This is a genomic window from Xanthomonas codiaei (genome assembly GCF_002939785.1).
Classification (GTDB): Bacteria; Pseudomonadota; Gammaproteobacteria; order Xanthomonadales; family Xanthomonadaceae; genus Xanthomonas; species Xanthomonas codiaei.
Map to the genome: position 1 here is coordinate 221,495 of NZ_MDEC01000001.1, position 11,166 is coordinate 232,660.

General features: G+C 66.9%; 5 protein-coding genes and 1 other RNA gene. 1 reads left to right on the forward strand and 5 read right to left on the reverse strand.

What is annotated here, in order from left to right:
- The first annotated feature begins 52 nt into the window (after positions 1-52).
- Positions 53-4,165 carry an ATP-dependent RNA helicase HrpA gene (hrpA, locus tag XcodCFBP4690_RS00935; RefSeq protein WP_104539189.1) on the forward strand — a complete coding sequence of 1,371 codons (4,113 nt, stop codon included), beginning with the start codon at positions 53-55 and terminating at the stop codon, positions 4,163-4,165.
- Positions 4,166-4,323: 158 nt separating this feature from the next.
- Here the strand turns inward: hrpA and XcodCFBP4690_RS00940 are convergent, their stop codons facing one another.
- The 5 genes from XcodCFBP4690_RS00940 to XcodCFBP4690_RS00960 all read right to left on the reverse strand — a co-directional run bounded on the left by XcodCFBP4690_RS00940 (position 4,324) and on the right by XcodCFBP4690_RS00960 (position 11,032).
- Positions 4,324-6,960 carry a TonB-dependent receptor gene (locus tag XcodCFBP4690_RS00940; RefSeq protein WP_104539190.1) on the reverse strand — a complete coding sequence of 879 codons (2,637 nt, stop codon included), beginning with the start codon at positions 6,958-6,960 and terminating at the stop codon, positions 4,324-4,326.
- Positions 6,961-7,059: 99 nt separating this feature from the next.
- Positions 7,060-8,094 carry a glucokinase family protein gene (locus tag XcodCFBP4690_RS00945; RefSeq protein WP_104539191.1) on the reverse strand — a complete coding sequence of 345 codons (1,035 nt, stop codon included), beginning with the start codon at positions 8,092-8,094 and terminating at the stop codon, positions 7,060-7,062.
- A 431-nt stretch (positions 8,095-8,525) separates the two neighbouring features.
- Entirely contained in the window at positions 8,526-10,010 is a 1,485-nt protein-coding gene (locus XcodCFBP4690_RS00950; RefSeq protein ID WP_104539287.1) for a PhoPQ-activated pathogenicity-related family protein, read from the reverse strand.
- A gap of 402 nt (positions 10,011-10,412) precedes the next feature.
- Positions 10,413-10,487, reverse strand: a non-coding RNA gene (locus tag XcodCFBP4690_RS00955) — sX9 sRNA.
- 32 nt (positions 10,488-10,519) lie between these two features.
- Positions 10,520-11,032 (reverse strand): hypothetical protein, encoded by a 513-nt coding sequence (locus XcodCFBP4690_RS00960; protein ID WP_104539192.1) that lies wholly within the window; start codon positions 11,030-11,032, stop codon positions 10,520-10,522.
- Positions 11,033-11,166: the final 134 nt, after the last annotated feature.

Below are 11,166 nucleotides of genomic sequence, written 5' to 3' on the forward strand. Positions count from 1 at the left end.
ATAGACAGGCTAAAGGATCAAACGTCATTCAATCTTTCACATTCCTCGATCAATGAGCGCTATCGACACCGATCTTGCCACCACCTTGCGCGAGCGCCGCCGCGCGGTCGACGGCGCGATGAGTCGCGATCGTGGGCGCTTGCTTGGCCTGTGGTCGCGTTGGCAGGGCAAGCCCGGGAATATGCAGGCGCGCGAGGCATTCGAGCAAGCACTGGCGGCGTCGCAGGCGCAGCGCCAGGCGCGTGCCGAGCAGCAGCCGGCCGTCACCCTGGATGAGCAGTTGCCGATCGCGCGCGAGGCCGAGCGCATCATCGCGTTGATCCGCGACCATCAGGTGGTGGTGATCGCCGGCGAGACCGGCTCGGGCAAGACCACCCAGTTGCCCAAGCTGTGCCTGGCAGCGGGGCGCGGTGCGGCCGGCATGATCGGCTGTACCCAGCCGCGCCGGATCGCCGCGCGCGCAGTGGCCGCACGCGTGGCCGACGAGCTGAAGACCCCGCTCGGCACCACGGTGGGCTTCCAGGTGCGCTTTACCGACCGGGTGGGCGAGCAGTCGCGCATCAAGTTCATGACCGACGGCATCCTGCTGGCCGAGATCGCCAGCGACCGCTGGTTGTCGGCGTACGACACCATCATCGTGGACGAGGCGCACGAACGCAGTCTCAACATCGATTTCCTGCTGGGGTACCTCAAGCAGCTGCTGAAAAAACGCCCCGACCTGAAGCTGATCGTCACCTCGGCCACCATCGATACCGAGCGCTTTGCCCAGCATTTCGACAACGCGCCGGTGATCAGCGTGGAAGGCCGGACCTTCCCGGTGGAAGTGCGCTACCGGCCGCTCGAAGGCGAGGCGGGCGGCGATGACGACGCTGCCGGGCGCGACGGCGAGCGCACCGTCAACGAGGCCATCGTGGCGGCGATCGACGAGATCACCCGCATCGATCCGCGTGGCGATGTGCTGATGTTCCTGCCCGGCGAGCGCGAGATCCGCGATGCCCACCATGCGCTGGAGCGGCGCAAATACCGCGATACCGAAGTGGTGCCGCTGTATGCGCGCCTCTCTGCCGCCGACCAAGACCGGGTATTCAACCCCGGCCCACGCCGGCGCCTGGTGCTGGCGACCAACGTGGCGGAGACCTCGCTGACGGTGCCGCGCATCCGCTACGTGGTGGACCCGGGGTTTGCGCGGGTCAAGCGCTACAGCCCGCGGCAAAAGCTGGACCGCCTGCATATCGAACCGATCTCGCAGGCCAGCGCCAACCAGCGCATGGGCCGTTGCGGGCGCATTGCCGAGGGCATCTGCTACCGGCTGTATGCGGAGGCGGACTTTGCCGCGCGCCCGGCGTTCACCGACCCGGAGATCCGGCGCTCGTCGTTGTCCGGCGTGATCCTGCGCATGCTGCAGCTGGGGCTGGGACGGATCAAGGAGTTCCCGTTCCTGGAAGCGCCGGACGAGCGTGCGGTGGCCGACGGCTGGCAGCAATTGCTGGAGCTGGGCGCGATCGATGCCGATCGACGCCTGACCGCCATCGGCCGGCAGATGGCGCGCCTGCCGGTGGACGTCAAGCTGGCACGCATGCTGGTGGCCGCGCAGCAGCATGGCTGCTTGCGCGAGATGATCATCATCGCCTCGTTCCTGGGCATCCAGGACCCGCGCGAGCGCCCGCCCGAAGCACGCGAGGCCGCCGACAACGCACATGCGCTGTTCGCCGATGCGCGCTCGGAATTCGTCGGCATCCTGCGGCTGTGGGAGGCGTACCGGCAGGCGCACGAAGACCTCACCCAGTCCAGGTTGCGCGATTGGTGTGGCCGGCATTTCCTGGGCTTTTTGCGCATGCGCGAGTGGCGCGAACTGCATCGGCAGCTGCGTCTGTTATGCGAGGAACTGGGCTGGAGCGAGGAGCCGGCCACGGCAATGCTGGCGCCGCTGTTGGCTGGCCCCAGCGCGCCTGCGCGCGCCGATGGCCACAACGCCAACCGGCCCACGCGCGGTCAACTGCACCGTGCGGCACGGCTGGCACGCGAAGGCAGGGCCGATCCGTCGGCGACACCGGCGCAGCCTGCAGCGATGGCGCCGGATCGGCAGGCCGAGGCCGCCGAGGCGGCGGCACGCAGCAGCGAGCGCGAACGGGCGGCCGCCTATCAGGCGCTGCACCGCGCGCTGCTGGCCGGGCTGCCGACGCAGATCGGCCACCGCACCGAGAAAGGCGATTTCCTGGCGGCACGCCAGCGCCGGTTCGTGCCGTTCCCCGGCTCGGCGCTGGCACGCAAACCGCCGCCGTGGATCCTGGCGGCCACGCTGCTGGATACGCAGAAGGTCTGGGGCATGACCAATGCGGCGATCGAACCGGATTGGGCCATCGCCGAGCTGGGACATCTGCTGGCGCGCAAGCATTTCGATGCGCATTGGTCGCGTGCGCAGGGGCAGGTGGTGGCGTCCGAGCAGATCAGCCTGTTCGGGCTGGTACTGGCGCCGAAGAAGCCGGTGCACTTCGGCAAGATCGACCCGGCGGCCTCGCATGACCTGTTCGTGCGCCAGGGCCTGGTGACCGGCGAGATCAACACGCGTGCGGCATTCGTGGCCGACAACCTGCGGGTACTTGAGCAAGCGCGCGAGGAAGAAGCCAAACTGCGGCGCGCCGGCATCGTGGCCGACGAGGACTGGCAGGCGCGCTGGTATCTGGACCGCATTCCGGCCGAGCTGCATTCGGCCAGCGGGCTGGACGCCTGGTGGAAGACGCTGCCGGCCGACAAGCGCCGCAGCCTGCACTGGAGCTTGACCGATCTGCTGCCCGGTGAAGGCAGCGAGGCCGATCGATTCCCGAAGTATTTCGCGCTGGGCGATGCGCGGCTGCCGTTGCATTACCGCTTCGAGCCGGGCGCCATCGACGATGGCGTGACGCTGGAAGTGCCGCTGCATCTTCTCAACGCGCTGGATCCGGCGCGTCTGTCGTGGCTGGCGCCGGGCTTCGTCGCCGACAAGGCCTCGGCATTGATCCGCAGCCTGCCCAAGGCGCAGCGACGCAATTTCGTGCCGGCGCCGGATTTTGGCCGTGCGTTCTACGAGGCCTACACCCTGCCGTCGGCCGACGACATCCGGGGCGAGCTGGCGCGCTTTTTGTCCAAGGCCACCGGCGTGCAGCTGGCGGCGCTGGATTTCGACGAACCAGCGCTGGATACCCATTTGCTGATGAACCTGCGGCTGCGCGACGACGGCGGCAAGGTGCTGGCCGAATCGCGCGATCTGGCCGGGCTGCGTGCGCGCTTTGGAGAACGTGCGGGACAAGCGTTTGCCGCGCGCGCGGGGCGTGCGCTGGCCGCCGAAGGCCTGCGCGAGTTCCCGGCTGCGCCGATCCCCGAGCAGGTGGCCGGGGAAGCCGGCGTGCCGGCGTATCCGGCGCTGGTGGATCAGGGCGAGGATGCGGCGCTACGCATCTTTGCCGACCGCAACGACGCGGCGCAGGCGCATCCGCGCGGCGTGCGGCGGTTGCTGGAACTCGCCCTGGCCGACAAGATCAAGCAGGCGCGCAAGCAGTTGCCGGTGTCGCCCAAGACTGGCCTGCTCTATGCGGCGATCGAGTCGCAGGAGCGCCTGCGTGGCGATCTGGTCGACGCCGCACTCAATGCGGTGCTGGACGAGGGGCTTGGCGCAATCCGCGACCCGGGCGCGTTTGCGCATCGGCGCGACGATGCCGGCAAGCGCCTGTTCGGCGAAGCGATGGAGCGCCTGAAACTGGCCGAAAACATCCTGGGCGCGGTGGCCGAACTCAAGCCGCTGCTGGAAGCGCCGCTGATGGGCTGGGCACGCGGCAACCTGGACGACATGGTGCAGCAATTGCGCGGCCTGGTGCATGCCGGCTTCCTGCGCCAGACCCCGGCCGCGGCACTGGCCAACTACCCGCGCTACCTCAAGGCGATGATCCTGCGCACCGAACGCGCCAAGCGCGACCCGGCGCGCGACCAGGCACGCATGCTCGAACTCAAGCCGTTCGTGGATGCGCTGGACGATGCGGCCGCACGCGGGCTGCAGCAGCGCCCCGACTGGCAGGCGCTGCGCTGGGATCTGGAAGAACTACGGGTGTCGGTATTCGCGCAGGAGCTGGGCGCCAAGTCCGGCATCTCGGCGAAGAAACTGGCGCAGCGGGTGGCGGCGTTGCGCGGATAGCCGCAGCGCCCGAGCGTAGGCAGAGGCCGGTGGCGAGCGGCGCTGCACGCTCATCGCGTGCGACGACAGGGCGCAAGAAAAACTGTACGACCCCGCGCGACTACGCGATGCATCGGGCCACCCGACGGGGTGGCCCGATGCATCGCGCCAACCACCGCTCAGAACTTCAGATGCAAGGCGGCCATGTAGCGTCGCCCGCTCTTGTAGCGGCCGGCCAGGTGGTCCTTGTCGCCGAGATACTGCAGGTACTGCTCATCCAGCAGGTTTTGCGCATCCAGCTGCAGCGACCAGGTCGGGCTGAATGCATAGCCGATGCTGGCACCAAGTTCGGCATAGTCGTCCACGCTGGCCGGAGCGGCGCCGGCCACGTAACCGCCGGCCAGGTAGCTGTCGCGCCAGTTGTAGGTCAGCCGTGCATTGAGCGGGCCTTTCTCGAAGTACGGGCTGAAGGCCACGCTGTTGCGCGACTGGTAGGGCAGGGCATCGCCGGTGTTGTTCTCGCCGTTGGCGTAGGTGTAGTTGCCGGTCAGGCCAAAGCCGCTGTCGCCGAAGGGTTGCTGGAACGAGAGATTGAAGCCCTTGACCTTGCCCTGCCCGGCGTTGCGCGGCCGCTGGATGCTGTAGTCGCAATAGCCGTCGGCGGTGCAGCCATTGCTGCCCACCAACTGCGCCCAGCTCTGCGGCGCGGTGTCGCGCAGTGCGTTGTACTGGCGCTCCACGCTGGCACTGGTGTCGATGTAGTTGTCGATCTTCTTGTAGAACACCGACCAGGCCACCACCGCTTGCTGGGCGAAGTAGTACTCGGCCGACAGGTTGAAATTCCACGACTCGTACGGCGACAGCTCCGCATTGCCGCCACTGCCGGTCAGCGTGGTGTCGTTGAGGAAGGTGTTGTTGACCATTTGGTTGTACGGCGCCCAGGCGATCACCTTGGCCGCGGCGAAGCGGAACACCCAATCGGTGCTGGTGTCGTAGGAAAGGGTCAGCGAGGGCAGCAGGAAATCCTCCTTGCGGGTGCGGGTCTGCCACAGGCTGTCGGCGTTGGCCAGCGAAGGCGTGCCGCTGTAGACGAAGCCGCTGCCTTCGGTCTTGGAGTCGACATAGCGCACGCCAAGACTGCCGCGCAGGCCGCCGCCGGAGAAGTTCAGCTGCGCGTAGGCGGCATTGTTGGTCTGCTGCAGCGCCCAGGTGTTGTTGAGATAGCTGGCCGGGTCTGGAGCGGCGTAATCCACCGGGCTGTTGCGGATCCAGTTCAGCACATTGTTGCGGCCCGCCTGCACATGCCGGCCGTGGTCGGGATAGAAACCGTCCAGATCGGTGAGGCCGATGGTGCCCACGTCGGCCAGTGTGCCGGGTGTGACGCCGCCATAGACATTGAGCTCGAAACGCTCGTCGTGTTTGCCGTGGCGCACGCCCAGCAGCAATTGATTGAACACGCTGTCGAACTGCAGGTTCAGATCCAGCTGGCCGTAGGTGTCCTTGCTTTGCGTGGAGAAGATGCCGTTGTTGCCGAACCAGCCGCCGGCCGAGCCCCAGTTGGCCGGGTCGCGCGCGGCGGCCGGGTCGTCGAAGCGGATGCCGCGGCGGGTATCCCAGCTGAAGCCACCGTTGTAGAACGGCTCGATGAAGTACTGCGACAGATCCTTGTTCTCGGACTTGCTTTGGCCGATCTGTCCATTCAGGCCCCAGCCCTCGCCGCGAAACGCCCCTCGCAGGTCCAGGCCCTTGGTGGTGACTTCCGATTCGCGCACGTTATTGTCGTAGAGCACCGTGCCGCCCAGCGGGTCGGCATTGGCGCTGGAATGGCCGCTGGTCACCACGCCGTTTCGCACATCGCCCAGCCGGTCCACCGCGGCAACGGTGCCGGGATTCCAGGTCAGAAAGCTGTACATCGACTGGTTGTAGTTGTCGAAATTTTCGTTGATGTACAGGCCGCTCAGATTGAACTCCAGCGCCTCGCTGGGTTTGAGCTGCAGGTTGACCACGGCGCTGTCGCGCTCGCGGTCCTGCTGGAACCAGGCCGCATTGATCGAGTTGGGCACATCGGCATCGGGCGGCACCGTGCCTGCGGCATTGGCGAAACTGCTGGCCGGTGCGTAGCCGAACACTTCCATGCCGCGGCGGTCCACGCGCTCTTCGTAATGCTGCGCCGACACCGCGATGCCAAAGGTCTGCGCGCTGTTCTTCCAGCTGTAGAGCAATGCCGCGTTGGGCTTGCCCTGGCTGGCCTGGTCGCTGTAGCTATAGCCGATCGATGCGGCCACTTCGTTGACATCCAGATCCAGCGGCTGGCGGGTGTGCATCAACACGGTGCCTCCCAGGCTGCCTTCGGTCAGCCGCGCTTCGGAGGATTTGAGGATTTCCGCCCGGCCCAGGATCTGCGGCGCAAGCAATGTGTAGTCGAAGCCGCGATTGGGTTGTTCGCCATACAGCCAGATTGCCTGCGCCACCGGGTGGCCGTCCAGGAACGACAGGTTCAGGCTGGGGTCGGTGCCGTCGATGCTGACCCGCTCGCCCTGGCCGAAGCGCCGGTCCAGGGTGACGCCGGGAATCTGCGACAGCGCTTCGGCCACGTTGGTGCTGGGGAACTTGCCGATGTCCTCGGCAGTGATTGCTTCGGAAATGCCGGCGTTGTTGCGTTTGGTGTCGAGCGATTTTTCCAGGCTGGCACGGATGCCGACCACCTGTACGGCGTCCAGGTCGGTGGCTTGCTGGCCTGCAGCGTCCTGGGCTTGCACGGTGAATGCCAACGACAACGCAATCGCACTGGACAGCAGGGTGGTGCTGTATTTCATGATGTCTCTCCTCATCACGCACAGGGATGGACGGCGGGCTGCTGCTCGCCGGATGCGGGGTCTTGCCGCCGCGCGCTAGAAAAACGCGCGGCCAATCGCTTACGACACGTCAGCGCGGTGCTGCAGATACCAGTTGGCTGCGCCGAGCACGCCCAATTGCCCGTGCTCGACCAATTTGACCGGGATGCGTTCGAGCACCTCGCGCATGCCGCCCTTGTCGAGCAAGCGCGCACGAAACGCGCTGGCCGCCAGGAAGCTGCCGATGCTCGGCAGGATGCCGCCGGCCAGATAGATGCCGCCGGCCGCGCCGTAGGCCAGGGCCATGTCGCCCACGGCATGGCCGAGCAGCGCGCAGAACACCTGCAGCGTTTCGCATGCCAGCGCATCGTCTTCGTGCAGGGCGGCATGGGTGATCGCCGCGGGCAGCGCGAGCCGCGGGGTGGCGCCATGCAATTGGCAGGTGGCGGTGTAGAGCCGCAGCAGGCCGGGGCCGGACAGCACATGTTCCAGTGGCAGGTAGTGCCGATCGCGCAGCAGGATGTGCAGCAATTGCGCTTCGTGCGCGTGCGTGCTGGCCAGCGCGACCTGGCCGACTTCGGTGGCCAGCACGATCGGGCGCGGCCTGGCATCGATCCACACTGCCGCCCCCAGCCCGGTGCCGGGCCCCACCACCAGGATGGGACCGGCGGCGCGCGCATGCCGCGGTGTGGGCCCGCTCAGCTGCAGCACCGCACGCGGCTCCATGAGCGGGGCGGCGTAGGCGACCGCTTCGAAATCGTTGACCAGATGCACGCTGCGCAGATCGAGCGCGCCACGCAGGCGCCTGGGCGAAATGCTCCACGGCAGGTTGTTGCTGATGAAGGTGTCTTCGTCCAACGCGACTCCCGCACTGGCGATGACCACCGTATTTACGCGGCTCACCTGTGGCAGGAAGTCGGCCAGGATGGCGTCCAGGCTGGGGTACTCGGCACAGCGATAGGTGCGGTAATGCGCCAGCTCGATCGCGCCGCTGTCGGTCTGCAGCGCATGGCCAAGACGCACATGCGTGCCGCCGACATCGGCGGCGACGAAGCCGGTTGCGGCGGGAACGGCGGGCGAGACAGAAGCCTGAGCAGAGTGCGAGGTCGCAGCCACATGCAGTCCTTTGGTCCGTCTGATCGGCCCGTGCCGTCAGCGAGTACGGGCCTGTGTAGGAGTTGGTGACAACGATGTCAATGGTTCAGCCGGGTTGGATCGATCTTGCTGGCGGGCTCAAGTGCCAAATCACCCCCATCGACGGGTTGTATGCGGACTTCGTTGCGCAGGCTGGTCAACATCGCCGAGTTGGTGAGTTCCCATGGCGTGGCGGTACGCATCGGCGAGTCAGGCAGTTGGCACGGATGCGAAATCCGCGGGCCCAGAGGCGGCGCCGGCGGCGCTGGCCAGCACCGCGACCATCCATGCCAGCGGTGGTGCCCGACGCAGAACAGATGGGTACGCCATGCCGGCTCGGGCCGCGACCGCGACCGCTCACCGCAAGGCACATCGCTTCGGTCGGCGCAGCGCGGGTGCAGGCGGCCAGCTCTTCAGCGCGCTGCATTGCTCGCAGCGCCCGGCAGCGTGCTGCAGGCGGCGTTGTCGGTCGGCGGTGCCTGGGTGGGGTATTGCTGCCGACCGAGTACATAGGTCTGGCTGGTGGCGACGAAGCCATCGGCATAGGTGGCTTCGACGAAGTACGCGCTCCAGCCAGCTGCCGGAACCTGGACGGGCACCGCCACCTTGCCGCCGCGCGGCAACGGCAGCGGGGTCGCGTTGTAGCGGATGCCGCAGGCATGGCGGAAATCGCGCGCCTGGGGATTGCTGGCACTCCAGAGCCGCAGTTGGGTAGGGCGCTCGGACAAGCGCAGGCGGATCCGCGGCGCCGTTCCCGCCTGCAGCGTATCGCTGAGCTGCGGGAGCGCGCGCTGCTGCTGTAACCGGGTGACAAAAGGCACCAGGCTGTCGACCACCGATGCGCGGATGCCCTTATGCCCACTGTTGGGAACCATGCGCAAGGCTTTGCTGCCCGGCAATGCGTCGTAAAAGAAGCGCGTGTTATCCGGCAGGAAGAAATCGTCGCCGCTGGCATTGACGATGTACTTGGGCACCGACAGACGCTTGCGATACGGCGTACGCAGGTAGCTGAGCGGATCCTGCATCTGCACCAATTGCGCGAATTGCGGCGTCTGCAGCTGGGTGGTGATTCCCTGTTTGGCGTAGGCGTTGAAGGCGATCGGCCAATTGCCGCCGTAGGTCCGGTACATATGATCGAGCACGGCCGGCATGTTGAGGATGTCGATCACGAACGGCGCCACCGCCTCCACGCGCTGGTCGGCGATGGTGGCATGCCAGCTCGCCCAACCGCGCTTGGAGGCACCGGCCAGGATGAAACGATGGATCTTCAGCGGCGCCAGCTCGCGCTCGGCCAGCGACATGGTGCGTGCAATCGCCGCGGCCATCGGCACGTGCAGCAGCAGGGTCTTGCGCTGCGGCGGCGCTTTCAGGAATTGCGACCAGGTATAGGCAACGCTGTCATCCTCTCGGCGCGGCGCATCGTCACCGCGATAGCTCAGCGCCTGGTTGGGAATGTCGCTCAGCGCGATCACCACGGTGCGGCTGCGTTGCGCAAGTGCCGCCAGCGCTTCGGGCGTCAGTTCGCTGGCCGGTTGCGCCGCACTGCCCGCAGCCGCATTGCGGATGCCATTGGTGGACAGCAGCACGGCGCGGGTGGGCAGCGCATCGGCGGGGACGTAGATCGCCACATCGTGCTGCCACACGGCCGGGGTGACCAGCGATTCGGGCGACCAGGTCTGCGAGGTCAACACATAGTCGCGCCGCTCCACACCGTTCACCGTGCTGGTGGCGACCCGGGTATAGACCAGCGGTTGCCGCTCCACCGCGTCGTGATAGCAGACCAGCGCCTGGTCGAAGCCGACCTCCGGTCGCGTGCATTGCTCGGCGGCGGTGTCGGCCAGTGCCGACCCGGTGGTGAACAGCAGCAGCGTGAGGGCACAACGTGTCGACAAGGGCATCGGCATTCTCCGGATGCAGCGCGGTGCGCTGCGATGGTCAGCGAGCAGGCGTCCATCTGGCGTGTGCGGCAGGACGACAGACGGCTGCGCCGAAGTCTGGCAGACGCGTGCGTGCGGCGGTGTCTCAAGGGCGCAGGGTAGCGGCCCAAGCGAAGCCGCTATCGATCAACTCCACAGAATGCGACCACGGTGGCGCATCCGGTATGCGTACCTGGTGTGCGTACCTGCAGATGATGCTGCCTGCCGGCGAGCTTGCTCTGTCGGACGATAGCGCAGGCCGGCACGACCGGCGCACATGTCGCGGTGGCGACGGCGGATCTGGCCGCGCCCGCTGTGGTTGCGCGGGTGTGCCGCGCCGGCTGCCTGGTGGGCAGGCCGCAGCGTCACCGTGCGGCGTAGAGCGGCCAACACACGATGACGGGCAGTCGCCGGATGGGCACGGACGGCGCGCGGGGCCGGAGTGTACGAGCGGTACATGCCGATCCGCGTAGTAGTCTCGTCGGCAACGCTTACTTGATCCGCCGCACCTTGGCCGGGGTGTTATAGCCATCGATCTGCAGATACCAGACACCGACCAGGCCGGGTTTGATCTTCACCTTCGGGGCGTCCTTGCGCACGCCCGACAGGCTGGCCGCATCGGTCTGTTCCCACTCCTGCCCGTTGGCCAGGGTGTAGATACGGCCCTTGGAGAAGCCCTTGAACTCGCCCACGAGCGTGCTTTCGATCGGCTCCTTGCTGCCGAAATCGAAGAAGCCGCGGTTCTTGACGATAATCTCCTGGCGGCCGGCTTCCTTGGCCTGTTCGACCACCACCGCCGCCTCCTTGGCGACCTTGCCCTGCAACCAGTCGTTGAGCGAGGCCAGCTCGCTGGTGGTGAGCTTGTCCAGACCGGCGGCCTTGAACTGCTCGGCGCTCATCTGTGACTGCAGGTCGCCCTGCACGGCACGCTGGGCCAGCGCCGGCGTGGCGGTCAATGCAAGGGTCAGGCAGACCAGCAGTGGAATGCGGCGCGCGAGCGACATGGGAGCCATCCGTCAGTAAGAAGCCGCTAGTGTAGACGCTGGGCGGGCAGGCGGTTGCGGGTTGCCGTTGGCTCGCAGAATCTCTGGCGTCTGCCGGGTCCTGCCCAGTGCAGCCGCTCGATGAGCTGGGCATG